Genomic DNA, 13,212 nt, shown 5'->3' on the forward strand with positions numbered 1-13,212 from the left:
CGGCGCCGCGGCATAGGCTATTCCCGGCACGAGACAGTCCGCTGCCCCCGAACCGATCCACCAGAAACTGCAGACCGCACGCGAATTGTGCGGAACAATTAGTTCCGCGTGCAGTTCGGACGCCAGCTCAACCCGCGAGCAGAGGAGAGGGACATGCGGAAATCTCATGCTGTTGGATTGCTTTACGCGGCCTCTTTTGCCGGTGTCGGCGTCCTTGCAGCCGGCGCCTTGTCAGACCCCTTACCGCCCGACACTACCTATCGGCCTTTGCCGACCATGCCGTTTTCCGAGGCAAGGAAAATCGACGAGGCGCAGAAACCCGAGGTCGCTCAACGGCAGCGCACCCTTCTGGAGCGGCGTTACGATCTGGCGGACAAGCCGATGCCGGGTGTCATGATGTCGGGGGGCATGAAGCCGGTGCAAGATGGCATCCGCGTGAAGCTTCCGGCGGACACGAGCTGGGATCAGCTGGCGGACATGACACCGGCAGAGATCAAGGAGAAGAACCTGCTTCCGGAAGGCTTCCTGCCCCTGCCGCATGTGAAGCAGGCGACCGGCGGGCAAGTCTTTCCCAATCGCCAGATCGATGAGATAAATGCGAGGGAAATGCGGGATCTCCGCCGCTTCGACGTCGATTTCGACCTTCCCGACAACTTCACCCCGGAATTCCCGCCACCTGTCTTTCTGACTACCCATCCGGAGCTCGGCGACGTTTCCCGTGGCCAGTTGCTGACGATCAAGAACTTCTACGAAATCATGAACGGCATCATCACGCCGGTTCAGATGGAAGGGCTGCGGCTGCTTCTGACGCCCTTTCCGCAGGAAGAGTTCAACCAGACCGAGGACAGGAAGGTCGCGGACCAGAGCATGGGCGTCGCCTGTCTCGACTGTCATGCCAATTTCCACACCAATGCAGCCTTTCACCTGACCCCGGATGTTCGCCCGCAAGCGGACCGTTTCCGCTTAGATACGACAAGCCTGCGCGGCCTTTTCAACCAGCAGATTCACGGATCGAAGCGCTCGCTGCGGTCGGTCGAAGACTTCACCGAATTCGAACAGCGAACGGCCTACTTCAACGGCGACCATGTCAGCGCGACACGCAAAGGCGTTAATCTTCCCGACCGCCCGAACCAGGTCGCGATGATGGCGCAGATGCAAAATATCATCGATTTCCCACCCGCTCCGAAGCTCGACCCGTTCGGTCGGCTGGATCCCGCGCTCGCCACCTCCCAGGAACTGGCCGGCGAAAAAATCTTCATGGGCAAGGGACGCTGCGCCGATTGCCACGTTCCCCAGACGGAGTTCATGGAGAACAACATGCATGACCTGAAGCTCGAACGATTTTACAGGATCGGCCAGGCTTACAATGATCTCGTCACGCTGCCTGACGGCCCCATCAAAACCTTCACGCTGCGGGGCATCAAGGATTCGCCGCCATATCTGCATGACGGACGGCTGATGACGCTCGCCGACACCGTCGAATTCTTCAATCTTGTCCTCGGGGTCAAACTGACCGGACAGGAGAAGGAGGATCTTGTCGCCTACCTGTTGACGCTGTGAGGCATGAAGGAGAGGCCCATGTATCGCAACCCTATCGCCGTGCTCACCACGATCATGCTGCTCAGCAGCACCGCTTTCGCTCAGATCGGCAATCCGGCCGGAATGGGCGCCGACACAAAGATGTCGAAGCCCGGCGTTCCCGCTCCGCACCAGACTAATAACCAGGACAGGCTGTTTGCTCAGCTCGCAGCCGCCGGCGGGCTGGCGGAGGTCGAACTGGGCAGGATGGCGTCCAGCAGAGCGAAAGCGGATGCCGCCAAACAATTCGCGGAGATGATGGTCCGCGATCACACGGAGGCTAACGCCAAGCTGAAAGAGTTGGCTGAGGCTGCCAAGATTCCGCTTCCCGAGACGCTCGATGCGGATCATCAAGTGGTTCGCGATCAGTTGGACAAGCTGAGCGGCACGCCGTTCGATATTGCCTATATCAAGGCACAGATCGTCGACCATCAGAAGACGGCGCAACTGCTGGCGTGGGAAATCTCCCTCGGCGAAGACGCCGAAATGCAACGTTTGGCGGCGTCGATGCTGCCAATCGTGCTCGATCATCTCAGACGCGCGCAGGAAATCAATGCCGAGCTGACGGGCGCGGCAATCCGGTTGCCCGCGCAAGCCATGGCGGCAAGCGGGCCGAAGCCGCAATAGCGCCATTGCCCCGGAACAACCGCCTGCATTCAGCTGTTCTCCTTGAGAGTGGAGGTGATCCATGGATATGACCCGCAGCCGAGACCACATGGTCGAACATCATGTCATGCGTCGCGGCATTCGCGATCGAAGCGTCACCAGGGCGATGCGGATGGTGCCGCGCGAAAAATTCGTCGATCCCGGCTTCGAGGAATTCGCCTATGAGGATGCCCCGTTATCGATCGGCGAGGGGCAGACAATTTCGCAGCCTTACATCGTCGCACTGATGATCGAAAAAGCCGATCTGGACGCCGGCGACAAGGTTCTGGAGGTCGGAACCGGTTCCGGCTACGCCTCGGCCCTCATCAGCCGGATCGCAAAACACGTCTATTCCATCGAACGGCATGAAAGTTTGGCGGTTCAGGCCCGAGAGCGATTCGACAAGCTCGGATACCGCAACATCGACGTCCGGGTCGGCGACGGCAGCAAGGGCTGGGCCAAAGCCGCTCCCTTCGATGCCATTATCGTTTCCGCGGGCGCACCCGAGGTGCCGGCCGCCTTGAAGGAGCAGCTGGATCTCGGTGGGCGGCTCGTCATCCCGGTCGGCCGAGGTGAAGAACAGCGCCTGAAACGCATCACGCGCACCGGTGCAACCACCTTCGAGGAGGAGGATCTCGGCGGCGTCTTCTTCGTTCCCCTGATCGGCGAGGATGCCTGGACTGCCGCACATCCGATGTACACGGCGGCAGCCCCGTCATCGCTCTTGGAGGAAACTCCTTACAAACTCATCGCGGCCGTGGCGGAAGAATTTCCCTCGGTCGACGACCGGAGCTTTGCCGCCCTTTTCGATCGGTTTGGCGAAAGCCGCATCGTTCTGCTGGGTGAATCCACCCACGGCACCGCCGAATTCTACGAAGCACGTGCCGCCATCAGCCGTCACCTGATCGAACATCACGGGTTTAATATGGTGGCGGTCGAAGCGGATTGGCCGGATGCCGCGGCGATCGACCGCTGGATAAACGGTCAGCCGTCGAAAGGCGATCGGCCGTTCAGCCGTTTTCCCAGATGGATGTGGCGGAACCTGGAATTTTCGCGGTTCCTCGGCTGGCTGAAAGGAGATAACGAGCGTCGCAAGGCTTTACACGCCGATCCGGTGCGATTCTACGGTCTGGATCTCTACAACATGTCGGGATCGATCCGATCCGTCCTCGACTATCTCGAAAATGTCAGCCCGGAATCCGCCGAAATTGCCAGGGAACGCTATGGCTGCCTCAGCCCCTGGCAGAGCGATCCGGCGACTTATGGCCGGGCCGTGCTTACCGATGCCTATAGATCATGCGAGGAGGCGGTGCTAAGGCAATGCACGGAGCTGCTGGCGCGCTCCCTGGACGACGCTGCCTCAGACGGTGATGACATTCTGAACGCCGCCCAGTCGGCGCGGTTGCTAGCCGCAGCCGAGCGGTATTACCGGATCATGTATTACGGCGGCTCTCAGGCCTGGAATCTCCGCGACACCTACATGGCCGATACCATCGAGCATCTCCTCGACTTCCACGGTCCGACGGCAAAGATCATCATATGGGCGCACAACTCGCATATCGGCGATGCTCGCTATACCGATATGGCAGCCGCCCGCGACGAACTGAACCTTGGCCAGCTGTGCCGGCAGCGTTTCGATGGAATGACAAGCCTCATAGGACTGGGAACGCATTCCGGTGAGGTGATCGCGGCAAACGACTGGGATGGACAGGCCGAGAAGAAGCAGGTCAATCCGTCCCTGCCGCAAAGCTACGAGCGTCTCTGTCACGATTCCGGAAAGCCGCGATTTCTCCTCGACCTCGCGGCCGATGAAGAATTGCATGCAAGCCTCGTCGAACAGCGGCTTCAGCGCTTCATCGGCGTCATCTACCGGCCGGAAACGGAACGGCTGAGCCATTACATGTCGACATCGCTGTCGCGGCAATATGATGCATTTCTCTGGTTCGATCAAACTCGAGCGCTTTCACCGCTTATGGCACCGGAGTCCGGTACATCGGATCCGGAAACTTTTCCCTTTGGGCTCTAAGCCCCGGCCTCTGTCGAACGAACAGCGATCATCAACAACGCGATAAGGCGGGAACTCTGCGCCTGTCCGCAAGTTTGGCGATTACCAACCCAGGAGATCCTTATGAAACGCTTTGTTATCGCTTCGCTCGCCCTCTCGCTTGCTGTTCCGGCCTTTGCGCAATCGGCTGCCGAAAAGAGCGGGGTCAATTCCCTGATCGGCGTGCCGCCGAAAACGGAAGATTTCGTCAAGGAAGCAGCCGCAAGCGACATGTTCGAAATCGCCTCCAGCAAGCTTGCGATCGAACGTGGCGACGATGCGACGAAGGCCTTCGCGCAGCAGATGCTCACCGACCATCAGAAGACCAGCGAAGAACTCAAGGCGTTAGTTTCCGGCGGCAAGGTCAAGGCAGCGCTTCCGAGCGCCATAACGTCGGATCAGCAAAGCATGCTCGACAAGCTGAACAGCCTGCAAGGAGCCGATTTCAACAAGCAATATCACTCCGACCAGGAATCTGCCCATGAGGACGCGGTCGATCTCTTCAAGCGCTATGGCGACGAAGGGGACAATCCAGAACTGAAGGCATGGGCTGCAAGCACGCGCCCCGCTCTGGAACATCATCTGCAGATGGCCGAGGAACTCAACAAGTAAGCGGCAAGACCGCATGGTCAAGGCGATCATGAGGCCCGCTGGGAGGCAAGGATGATCGATGAGGAGACAAGAAGGATCCGCGCCTACCGGATTTGGGAACGCGAGGGACGGCCCGAAGGTCAGGACCTCGCACATTGGTATCGAGCGGGCGACGACACAGTTGACCCGGCCCCAGATGATCGGGAATACATCCGATATTCTCACGGCGCTGCGCCGCCAGGGTCGCTGATCATCAAACTCTATCGATCGAGCGACCAGATCAGGGGATATGTCCGCAAGGTCGCGGAAGGCGACCTGGATGACACGGTTTATCCCGGCGAGGAAATGGAGCCCGAGGCGGCATTCAAACTGGCCGAGTCCCATAGAGGCAACAGCAGCCAGCCCGTCTTCGTCGAACTTGTCGAGGACGTCGAATGGGATCCGTCTTGGGGCCGCCTCCGCGATTAAACCCACGGCTGAAACAGGCTCGATCCGGAGTAGATCCGCTTCCAGCACATTCCACACGATTCCGGGAGAACAGCATCCATGGCGAAAACTGTCGGCGATTTTCTTGTGGCACGGCTTGGCGAATGGGGTGTGCGACGTATGTTCGGCTATCCCGGCGACGGCATCAACGGCGTCTTCGGGGCGCTCCATCGCGCATCCGACAAGATGGAGTTCATCCAGGCACGGCACGAGGAAATGGCGGCTTTCATGGCAGCCGCCTATGCGAAGTTCTCAGGCGAACTCGGCGTCTGCATCGCAACCTCGGGACCCGGCGCCACCCATCTGATCACCGGTCTTTACGACGCTCGCATGGACCATCAGCCGGTTCTCGCCATTGTCGGCCAACAGGCGCGCCGCGCGCTCGGCGGACATTACCAGCAGGAGCTCGACCTTGCCGCCCTCTTCAAGGATGTCGCCAGCGATTTCGTGCAGCAGGCTTCCACCCCGGCGCAGGTGCGCCATCTGATCGACCGCGCGGTTCGCATCGCACTTGCAAACCGGACGGTGACAGCGATCATTCTGCCGAACGATCTGCAGGAAATGCCCTATGAGGAGCCAGCGCGAAAGCATGGAACCGTGCATTCGGGTCCGGGTTACCGCCCGCCGCGAGTCTTTCCGCACGGAGACGATCTTCAGGCCGCGGCCGATATTCTGAACGCGGGAAAGAAAGTGGCGATCCTCGTCGGCGCCGGCGCGCTCAAAGCCACGGACGAGGTCATTGCCGTTGCGGACCGCCTCCAGGCGGGCGCTGCCAAAGCCCTGCTCGGCAAGGCCGCGCTGCCGGATGACCTGCCATGGGTGACGGGTTCGATCGGCCTTCTCGGGACGGACCCCTCATGGAACCTGATGCGCGACTGCGACACCCTGCTGATGATCGGCTCCGGTTTTCCCTATTCCGAATTCCTGCCGGAGGAAGGCAGCGCGCGCGGCGTGCAGATCGACATCAATCCCGACATGCTGTCGCTACGCTATCCGATGGAGCTCAACCTGACCGGCGATGCGGCCGAAACGCTCAGCGCGCTGCTGCCTCTGTTGCGGGAAAATCCTGATACCAGCTGGCGGCAAACGATCGAGAAAGACGTCGCCTCCTGGTGGAAGACGCTGGACGAGCGCGCTCACGTCGACGCCAATCCGGTCAATCCGCAGCGCGTCGTCACCGAACTTTCGCCGCGGCTGCCGGCAAACGCCGTTGTCACCAGTGATTCCGGCTCCTGCGCAAACTGGTATGCACGGGACCTGAAGATGCGCCGCGGCATGAAGGGCTCGCTTTCCGGCGGCCTGGCATCGATGGGAGCTGCCGTCCCCTACGCGATCGCCGCCAAATTCGCTCATTCCAATCGCCCCGTCGTCGGCCTGATCGGCGACGGCGCTATGCAGATGAACAATCTCGCCGAGATGATCACCGTTGCCAAATATTGGAAGGACTGGGCCGATCCGACTTTCGTCATCTGCGTCTTCAACAACCAGGATCTGAACCAGGTGACATGGGAGCAGCGGGTGATGGAGGGCGATCCGAAATTCGACGCGTCGCAGTCCATCCCTGACATAGCCTATCACAAGTTTGCCGAACTCATCGGATTGCGCGGCATTTTCGTCGACCAGCCGGCTCAGCTCGGCGGCGCGTGGGAAGAAGCCCTGAGCGCCGATTGCCCCGTCATCCTCGAGGTGAAGACCGACCCCGAAGTGCCGCCGCTGCCGCCGCACATCACCTTCGAGCAGATGCGGAACCTCACATCGGCCTTGATGACGGGAGATCCGCATCAGGAAGGTGTCATTGCCGGTACTCTTCGCCAGCTCTTTGCCGGCATTCTGTCGCGACGGTAGCCGACGGGATTGCTTCCCCGTTACGAATTGTTCGAGTCAATCCCGAGCCGTCAGAAGGAAAGATCCAGCACCCTGCCCTCGAACAGACGGTCGCGGGAGCCTTCGAGATGTGCCTTCATCAGCCGTTGTGCATCATCAGCCCGGCCGTCAGCGATCGCCTTGTAGATGGCGTTATGCTCTTCATAGACCTGTTCCAGCCCCTGGCGGGGGCCGAGCAGGGAAAGACCATGAAGATGCATGCCGACGGCGATATGGGCTTTTAGCGCATCTATCGAGGCGGTGTAATAATGGTTGTTGGCAGCCTCCGTCACCGCGCGATGGAAGATAAAATCGGCGTCGGTGCGGTGAAGCTGATGGCTGGTCGCTTCGCGCAGATCGGCAAGGGCGCTGGCAATTTTTTGGATCGCCTGCTCATTGCGGCGTTTGGCGGCGAAATAGGCCGCGGCCGGTTCGATGGTCAGACGGAATTCGTAGCAGCGCTGAATATCGGCAATAGTTTTGACCGGCGAATAGGCAAGCTGCGTCGTCGGCGATCCATGCGCGCTGACGAAGGTGCCGGCCCCCTGCCTGGCATAGACCATGCCCTGATCACGCAGGCGCGCCAGCGCATCGCGGACGATCGGCCGGGAAACACCCAGCATCGAGGCAAGTTCATGTTCGCCGGGAAGGCGTGAATCCGGTGGGTAGTTCCCGCCGCGGATCCGCTCGAGCAGCTGGTCGAAGACACGATCGACCAGCTTGACGGCCTTGCCGCGTTCGGGCTTGCCCGCCGGGCCGGCTTCCGCGTTCAAAGATTCGCCGTTCACTTCAACCACGTCATTCTCCCCGACGGTATCTTACTAGAGCATGATGCCGAAAAGTGTGAGCGGTTTTCGGACGACATCATGCTCTCACTACAGAATTTAGAACAGGATGGTTTAGGCTGGTTGAGCCTAAACCATCCTGTTCTATGCCGCCTGATTCCGAAGAACCAGTTTTAGCAGACTATCAGGCTTACCGAAGCCCCCCGACTTGACGGCGCACCGAAAACGCCGGCCATCGGCGGCCCTCACATCGAACCAGGGAATACCAGCTTCGATCTCCCCCTTGGGCGCCAATACCCTCACACCCAATGTGCGGAAAACGGCAAGAGCCGTATCGCCGCCGCCGACCATCAGCATATCCGGCCTCGTGTCGTCGATGACAGCCTTGACGCCTGCCGCAAAGCTGCGGGCGACGAGCCCGGCATCGGCAGCCATATCGCCTGTGCACCGCAACAGCATCGGCAGCGCCAGACCTTCTCCACATTCGATCTCGCCCATCGGCGCATCCACCACCATGCGCAAGGCACCCGTGCCTTCAAGCCGGTTCATCTGAGCGGCAGTGATCGGATCGCGCGAGCCGAAGGCAAACAGGGTCCGCGGGCTTGCCGCAAATTCCCTCCTAGTCGACTGACCTGCCTCGCCGAGGTGGCGGGCAAGTGCGGCGCCGAGACCCCGGGCGCCGACGGCAAGGGTCGTCTGCCAGTCATGTCCCGCAGCGATCTGGTCAAGGTCGGCATCGTCCCCGGCATCGGCAACGACGACGCGGTCCGCACCGCTTTTGAACAGCTCGGCGATCGGCAGCGGCCGGTTGATGCCGCGGCCGACGACACAGCCCCGGTAGGTCAACCGCTGCTGATCGGGAATGGCGGGCGCGACGAGGATGGTCTTCAGCTCGAATGCCTTCGCCAGCGCCATGCTTTCCGCCGCGACATTGCCCTTCAGCCGGGAATCGATCTTCTTCATGACGACCGCAGGCTTCTCGCCACGAAAGACCGTCGCCGCCGACTGTACTCTTTCGGCGGCTTCGCGCTCATCCAGTGCGCGGGAGGCGGTGTTGATGACGACGACATCGCAGGCGGTAGCGACCGCCTCCCGCGCCGCCTCTATATCGATGGCGACGGCGACCGAAAGGCCGGCTTCGACGAAGGGCGTGCCGGTATCGAGCGCGCCGGTCAGATCGTCGGCAATGATCGCAACCTTTAGCGTCATGCGATTTGCTCCGTATTGACGGCGTGGCACGCAACGAGATGGCCGGGCCTGGCTTCCTTCCAGGCGGGGATGACCTTGCTGCAGACATCCATGGCGATCGGGCAGCGCGTATGGAAACGGCAGCCGGACGGCGGGCTCAGCGGGCTCGGCACGTCGCCCTGCAGGATCTGGCGCTGACGGGTGCGCTCCAGTTCCGGATCGGTCTCCGGAACGGCCGACAGCAGCGCCTTGGTATAGGGGTGCAGCGGATTGTCGAAGAGTTCCTCGCGGGTGGCCAGTTCGGCCAGCCGCCCGAGATACATGACGCCGACGCGGGTGCTGATGTGGCGCACGACGGCAAGATCATGGGCGATGAAAAGATAGGTCAGCCCGTATTTCTCCTGCAGATCGAGCAGCAGGTTGATGATCTGCGCCTGGATCGACACGTCGAGCGCCGAGATTGCCTCATCGCAAACAATGAATTTCGGCTGGCAGGCAAGCGCGCGGGCAATCACGACGCGCTGGCGCTGGCCGCCGGAAAGCTCGTGTGGGTAACGTTGGGCAAAGCGTGTGGGCAAGCCCACATCGGTGAGCAGAGCCGCCACCCTCTCCTTGAGCTCGGATTTGCCGCAGAGTTTGTGAAACAGGATCGGCTCGCCGATCGCCTCGCCCACGGTCATGCGCGGGTTGAGCGTCGAATAGGGATCCTGGAAAACGATCTGCAGGTCGCGGCGAAAGGGCCGCATCTGCGTCTCGTCGAGCGCCGCGAGATCCTGGCCCTTGTAGACAACCCTGCCGCTGGTGGCCTTGTAGAGGTTGAGGATGGTGAAGCCGGTCGTCGATTTGCCGCAGCCGGATTCGCCGACGAGGCTCAGCGTCTCGCCTTCCATGATGTCGAGATCGACATTGTCGAGCGCATAAACGGTCGCCGAGCGTTCGCCGAAAGCGCCGAGCTTGACGTGGAAATGCTTGACCAGGTTTTCGACCTTGAGCAGCGGTTGAGCAACCATTACGCGGCCTCCTGCATTCTCTGGACGACAAAACAGGCGGCGCGGTGTTTGCTGCTGCCGGCGAGCGGTTCGAGCTGCGGCACCTTCTCGTGACAGATCGTCTCGACTAGTGGGCAGCGCGGCGCAAAGGGGCAGCCCTTCGGCCGTCGGCCGGGCTCCGGCGGCGTGCCGCCAATCGAGCTCAGCCGGCTTGCCGGTGGATCGGACAGTTTCGGGATCGAGGAGAGCAGGCCGCGCGTATAAGGATGGCTCGGTCTGGCATAGAGTTCGTCGACCGGCGCATCTTCCACGACCGTGCCGGCATAGAGCACGGCGACGCGATCGACGAGACCGGCGATCAGCGCCAGATCATGGGTGATCCAGACGACCGACATGCCGAGCTTGGCGCGCAGATCCTTCACAAGATCGACGATCTGGGCCTGGATCGTGACGTCGAGCGCCGTTGTCGGCTCATCGGCAATGAGAAGCTTTGGATTGCAGGCGAGGCCGATGGCGATCATCACCCGCTGGCGCATGCCGCCTGACAGTTCGTGCGGAAATGCCTGTAGGCGCTCTTCTGGGCCGGGAATGCCGACGAGTCGTAGGAGCTCGACGGCGCGGGCGCGGGCTTGCGCCTTCTTCAAGCCGCGGTGATAGATCAGCGGCTCGCAGATCTGATCGCCGACGCGCATGACGGGGTTGAGCGAGGTCATCGGGTCCTGGAAGACGAAGCCGATATCACCGCCGCGCACCTTGCGCAGCTCGCTGTTTGACATCGTCTGCAGGTCGCGGCCGTCGAAGGTGGCCGAGCCCTTAGCGACCTTGATCTTGTTCGGCAGGAGCCGCATCAGGCTCAGCATGGTGAGGCTCTTGCCGCAGCCGGATTCGCCGACGACCCCGAGGGTCTCGCCTTTATCGACATGGAGATCGATGCCGTCGACGACGACGGCCGGGCCGCTGCGGCCATCGATCTCGACGGTCAGACCCCTGACATCGAGCAGGCGTTCTGTGCTTTTCGTGTCCATCATTTGCTGCCCCGCGGATTGAGCGCGTCGTTGAGACCATCACCAAGGAAGCTGAAGGCAACCGAGGCAAGGCCGAGCACGGCCGCCGGAGCGGCGAGAAGATGCGGATAATGCTGCCAGACGCGAAGGCCGTCCGAGATCATGTTGCCCCAGCTCGGCGTCGGCGGATTGACGCCGACACCGAGGAAGCTGAAAGCGCTTTCCAGCACCATCGCCGTGCCGAGACCGGCGCTGACCGAGACGATCAAAGGCCCGAGCGCATTCGGCACGACATAACGCTTGATGATGATCCAGTTTGAAAGGCCGAGCGCCTGGGCCGCAGTGATATATGGCCGGCTGCGGATCGACAGCACCTGGGCGCGCACGAGTCGGGCATAAGGCGGCCAGGAGATCAGCGCCATCGACCCGAAGACGAGGATGAAATCCACCCAGATGGTCTGGCGGTAGAAGGGGTTGAGGGTCTCGAGGTAGCGCGCCTCCATCCACCGGGTGATCGGCGATTTCAGCGACGCGTTGATCACGACGACGAGCAGCAGGTTCGGAACCGACATCGTCACGTCGGTCAGCCACATAATGGCGCGGTCGAAGGGATTGCCGAAGAAGCCGGCGACCGCACCGAGCGTCAAGCCGATCACCACTGCGAAGAAGGTGACGATGACGGCCACGAGGAAAGCGGTCCGCGTGCCGAAGACGACGCGGCTGAAGACGTCGCGGCCGAGATCGTCGGTTCCAAAGAGATGGCTCATCGACGGCAGCGCGTTGCGGGCATTGAGGTCTTGGCTCAGATAATCATAGGGCGTGAGATATGGCCCGAAGATCGCCGTGAAAGCGAGAATTAGAACGACGATGAGACCGAAAACGGCAAGCTTGTTACGCCGCAGGCGATGCCAGGCGTCGCGCCACAGGCTGACCGGCGGCTCATCCACGGTTTCTGTGGTGGAAAGAGGGATTGCAGACATGGTCAGCGGCTCCTTCTTGAATCATTGGCGCGCGGGTCGAGCAGCGGATAGAGCACATCCACCAACAGGTTCGACACCATTACGAGGAAGGATCCGATCAGCGTGATCGCCAGGATGACGGGATAATCGGAGTTGATCAGCGCCTGCACCGTCAGGCGGCCGAGACCCGGCAGGCCGAAAACGAGTTCGACGAAGATCGCGCCGTTGACGATGGTGATCATGATCAGGCCGAGCTGCGTGACGACGGGCGTCAGCACCGGCCGCAGAATATGGCGCAGCGCCACGACGATCTCAGGCACGCCCTTGGCCCGGGCGGTCCGGACGAAATCCTCCGACAGCACCTCGATGACGGCGGCCCGGGTCTGGCGCACGATCAGCGCGATCGGCTGGAAGGAAAGGACGATCAGCGGCAGCAGGATTCTGATATCGAGGATGCCACCCCAGCCATAAGGCACTTTCACGCCCGGCAGCAGCACGATGAGGCCGACCATCAGCAGTGGTCCGGCGACATAGGCCGGGATCGCCCAGAGGAAAAGCGCCGAGCCCAGAATGGCATAGTCGAGGCGCGAATTCTGGTTCAGCGCGGCGATCATCCCGAGCGGGATCGCGATGACGGCGGTCAGAATGATGGAACAGAGGGCAAGCTGAAAGGAGACGGGCGCAGCGGCCGAGACCATCGCCCAGACGGCGCGGCCCGATGTCAGCGAGTTGCCGAACTGGCCGTGCAACAGGTTCCAGATGTAAAGGCCGAACTGCTCGATGAAGGGCCTGTTCAGACCCGCACTTTCGCGAATGGCTTCGATACGCTGCGGATTGTAGGCGACGTCGCCCGGTGCGCGCAGGAAGATCAGCTTGATCGGATCGCCGGCGCCATAAAAAGCCAGCGCATAGACGGCCAGCATGACCACGAGAACGGACGGAATCCAGATGGCAAACCGGGTTAGCACGTAGCGCAGCAAGGCCACCTCCCACCTGTTATGCGATGCGTTTCCCCCATCAGCCTGACGGTTCGCATCTCTTCTTGAAACTTGCGCGAAGACCGCAAGGCCCTCGCGCGCT

General features: G+C 61.4%; 12 protein-coding genes. 6 read left to right on the forward strand and 6 right to left on the reverse strand.

From position 1 onward, the window contains the following. Positions 1 to 153 precede the first annotated feature (153 nt). The 6 genes from ACQ7C1_RS05110 to ACQ7C1_RS05135 all read left to right on the forward strand — a co-directional run bounded on the left by ACQ7C1_RS05110 (position 154) and on the right by ACQ7C1_RS05135 (position 7,189). Complete coding sequence (locus ACQ7C1_RS05110) at positions 154 to 1,560, forward strand: cytochrome B6 (protein ID WP_430957554.1); 1,407 nt, start codon at positions 154 to 156, stop codon at positions 1,558 to 1,560. A gap of 18 nt (positions 1,561 to 1,578) precedes the next feature. Further along, positions 1,579 to 2,205: a DUF4142 domain-containing protein gene (locus ACQ7C1_RS05115; protein ID WP_430957555.1), complete on the forward strand. Its 627-nt coding sequence runs from the start codon at positions 1,579 to 1,581 to the stop codon at positions 2,203 to 2,205. 61 nt (positions 2,206 to 2,266) lie between these two features. Then, on the forward strand, positions 2,267 to 4,249 hold the full coding sequence (locus ACQ7C1_RS05120) for a protein-L-isoaspartate(D-aspartate) O-methyltransferase (RefSeq protein ID WP_430957556.1): 1,983 nt from the start codon (positions 2,267 to 2,269) through the stop codon (positions 4,247 to 4,249). A 102-nt stretch (positions 4,250 to 4,351) separates the two neighbouring features. Continuing rightward, a complete protein-coding gene (locus ACQ7C1_RS05125; protein ID WP_430957557.1) occupies positions 4,352 to 4,879 on the forward strand; it encodes a DUF4142 domain-containing protein in 528 nt (175 codons plus the stop codon). 51 nt (positions 4,880 to 4,930) lie between these two features. Further along, the gene (locus tag ACQ7C1_RS05130; RefSeq protein ID WP_430957558.1) at positions 4,931 to 5,326 is read left to right on the forward strand and encodes a DUF2934 domain-containing protein; all 396 of its coding nucleotides are present in this window, start codon (positions 4,931 to 4,933) and stop codon (positions 5,324 to 5,326) included. Positions 5,327 to 5,404: 78 nt separating this feature from the next. Continuing rightward, positions 5,405 to 7,189, forward strand: a complete 1,785-nt coding sequence (locus ACQ7C1_RS05135; RefSeq protein WP_430957559.1) for a thiamine pyrophosphate-requiring protein — start codon at positions 5,405 to 5,407, stop codon at positions 7,187 to 7,189. 50 nt (positions 7,190 to 7,239) lie between these two features. Here the strand turns inward: ACQ7C1_RS05135 and ACQ7C1_RS05140 are convergent, their stop codons facing one another. The 6 genes from ACQ7C1_RS05140 to ACQ7C1_RS05165 all read right to left on the reverse strand — a co-directional run bounded on the left by ACQ7C1_RS05140 (position 7,240) and on the right by ACQ7C1_RS05165 (position 13,112). After that, positions 7,240 to 8,004, reverse strand: a complete 765-nt coding sequence (locus ACQ7C1_RS05140; protein ID WP_085739132.1) for a FadR/GntR family transcriptional regulator — start codon at positions 8,002 to 8,004, stop codon at positions 7,240 to 7,242. A 132-nt stretch (positions 8,005 to 8,136) separates the two neighbouring features. After that, positions 8,137 to 9,201, reverse strand: coding sequence for a four-carbon acid sugar kinase family protein (locus ACQ7C1_RS05145; RefSeq protein ID WP_430957560.1), 1,065 nt, complete (start codon positions 9,199 to 9,201; stop codon positions 8,137 to 8,139). Continuing rightward, entirely contained in the window at positions 9,198 to 10,190 is a 993-nt protein-coding gene (locus ACQ7C1_RS05150; protein WP_430957561.1) for an ABC transporter ATP-binding protein, read from the reverse strand. Before ACQ7C1_RS05150 ends, ACQ7C1_RS05145 begins: the two co-directional genes overlap by 4 nt. Beyond that, positions 10,190 to 11,197 carry an ABC transporter ATP-binding protein gene (locus ACQ7C1_RS05155; protein WP_430957562.1) on the reverse strand — a complete coding sequence of 336 codons (1,008 nt, stop codon included), beginning with the start codon at positions 11,195 to 11,197 and terminating at the stop codon, positions 10,190 to 10,192. The genes ACQ7C1_RS05150 and ACQ7C1_RS05155 overlap by 1 nt, the downstream gene beginning before the upstream one ends. Next, on the reverse strand, positions 11,194 to 12,153 hold the full coding sequence (locus tag ACQ7C1_RS05160) for an ABC transporter permease (RefSeq protein WP_430957563.1): 960 nt from the start codon (positions 12,151 to 12,153) through the stop codon (positions 11,194 to 11,196). Before ACQ7C1_RS05160 ends, ACQ7C1_RS05155 begins: the two co-directional genes overlap by 4 nt. 2 nt (positions 12,154 to 12,155) lie before the next feature. Beyond that, a complete protein-coding gene (locus tag ACQ7C1_RS05165) occupies positions 12,156 to 13,112 on the reverse strand; it encodes an ABC transporter permease (protein ID WP_430957564.1) in 957 nt (318 codons plus the stop codon). Positions 13,113 to 13,212: the final 100 nt, after the last annotated feature.

It is taken from the genome of Rhizobium sp. Nf11,1, assembly GCF_050587665.1.
Classification (GTDB): Bacteria; Pseudomonadota; Alphaproteobacteria; order Rhizobiales; family Rhizobiaceae; genus Rhizobium.

What these genes read in the sequence shown, in the direction of transcription:
- ACQ7C1_RS05125 (WP_430957557.1), top strand. Translation starts at nt 4,352, where the DNA reads ATGAAACGCTTTGTTATCGCTTCGCTCGCCCTCTCGCTTGCTGTTCCG.
- ACQ7C1_RS05130 (WP_430957558.1), top strand. Translation starts at nt 4,931, where the DNA reads ATGATCGATGAGGAGACAAGAAGGATCCGCGCCTACCGGATTTGGGAA.
- ACQ7C1_RS05115 (WP_430957555.1), top strand. Translation starts at nt 1,579, where the DNA reads ATGTATCGCAACCCTATCGCCGTGCTCACCACGATCATGCTGCTCAGC.
- ACQ7C1_RS05110 (WP_430957554.1), top strand. Translation starts at nt 154, where the DNA reads ATGCGGAAATCTCATGCTGTTGGATTGCTTTACGCGGCCTCTTTTGCC.
- ACQ7C1_RS05135 (WP_430957559.1), top strand. Translation starts at nt 5,405, where the DNA reads ATGGCGAAAACTGTCGGCGATTTTCTTGTGGCACGGCTTGGCGAATGG.
- ACQ7C1_RS05120 (WP_430957556.1), top strand. Translation starts at nt 2,267, where the DNA reads ATGGATATGACCCGCAGCCGAGACCACATGGTCGAACATCATGTCATG.
- ACQ7C1_RS05155 (WP_430957562.1), bottom strand. Translation starts at nt 11,197, where the DNA reads ATGATGGACACGAAAAGCACAGAACGCCTGCTCGATGTCAGGGGTCTG.
- ACQ7C1_RS05160 (WP_430957563.1), bottom strand. Translation starts at nt 12,153, where the DNA reads ATGTCTGCAATCCCTCTTTCCACCACAGAAACCGTGGATGAGCCGCCG.
- ACQ7C1_RS05150 (WP_430957561.1), bottom strand. Translation starts at nt 10,190, where the DNA reads ATGGTTGCTCAACCGCTGCTCAAGGTCGAAAACCTGGTCAAGCATTTC.
- ACQ7C1_RS05145 (WP_430957560.1), bottom strand. Translation starts at nt 9,201, where the DNA reads ATGACGCTAAAGGTTGCGATCATTGCCGACGATCTGACCGGCGCGCTC.